This is a genomic window from Agathobaculum sp. TL06 (genome assembly GCF_054658635.1).
Genome location: NZ_BAAGGY010000061.1, coordinates 1 through 1,218 on the forward strand (window position 1 = coordinate 1; position 1,218 = coordinate 1,218).

The 1,218-nt window shown below is 60.9% G+C and carries 1 protein-coding gene; it reads right to left on the reverse strand.

Annotated features, from left to right (window positions below):
• Position 1: 1 nt before the first annotated feature.
• Positions 2-871 (reverse strand): tyrosine-type recombinase/integrase, encoded by an 870-nt coding sequence (locus ACYQ3S_RS15625; RefSeq protein WP_459690291.1) that lies wholly within the window; start codon positions 869-871, stop codon positions 2-4.
• Positions 872-1,218 lie beyond the last annotated feature (347 nt).

The window sequence follows — 1,218 nt, forward strand, 5'->3', positions numbered from 1 at the left end:
TTCACCGGCCGTTCACCTCCCCCCAGCCGATGGCAAGCTGCTCCTGTTCCAGCAGCCGTTCGTAGTTCTGCTCCGCCAGCAGGGCGATGCTTGCCCGAATCCCCGCCTGCGTGGCCTGATATAATTTCCGCAGGCAGCGGGGGTTGCACTTTTCGGGGGATACCCGCGCGTCGTGGGACAGGCTTTGAATCGAGGCCGTTACCGACGTCCGGCTGAGCGGTTTTCCGCTCTGGGTGACGAATACCGTCTGGTCAGGCGAAGCCGACGCGCGCTGGATATAGCTTTCCAATTCTGCCCGCAGGCAGGCGGGGAGACGAATAATCCGCCTGGCGCGGCCGGTCTCCACCGTAATGCGCCCCTCATGGACCGATTTGGCGGTCAGTTGGGGCAGCTCGTGGATGGCAAGTCCGGTGGCGGCAAAAACCTTAACCAAGAGGTAGGCGCGCTCCTTGCCCAGCGCCCGCGCGGCGGACAGCAGCCGGAGGTATTCGTTCCGCGTCAGCTCCGGCTGCGCCTCCTCCTCCGCTGCCAGCCATACGGGGAGCTGATATTCCCGCAGCCCCAGGTAGCCTAAAAAGCCGTTGGCCGCGGAGAGCCGTACATTGACCGTGCGGGGCTTGTAGCCGCTCGCCAGCAGCACATCCCGCCAGCGGGCCACGGTGCCGCGGTCAATCGTGCCGTCCGGCGGCAGCATGTGGAGAAAGCGCAGCAGGTTGCGGCGGTAGGTCTTGATGGTTTCCTCTGTGCAGCCGCGCCGTTTCAGGCTGTCCAGATAGGCCGCGGCCTGTTCCCGTGTGACGCGGGTTTTTTCTGTACGGACAGGGCTGATCGCCACGGTCTGCCCCGTCCGCGCTTCTGCCGTATGTAACATGTGGATCACCTCCGTCCCTCGCTCTGCCGGTGACAAACTTCACAATTTGTCGTGCGCGCCATGCCGGCTTGACCGTGACAAACTTCACAATTTGTCAGCAAAAGTGTCCTGGTGTCCGGCAGAGCGGCCGGCGGCGGGCATAAAAAAGGCCCCATGCAACGCATGGGGCGGTAAAGCGGGCGCAAAAAGCAAGGCCAATCAAAAATTTTGCTTGATTGGCTTGTTTCGCCATGCCCATAACCAGCTTATCTCTTGCACTCCCAGGATTTTCATGCTAAAATATCTTCGTAAATATGTACTCTGCCGGTTGCTTTTCTGCCGGTCTGGGACAATCTGTGAAGTTTGTC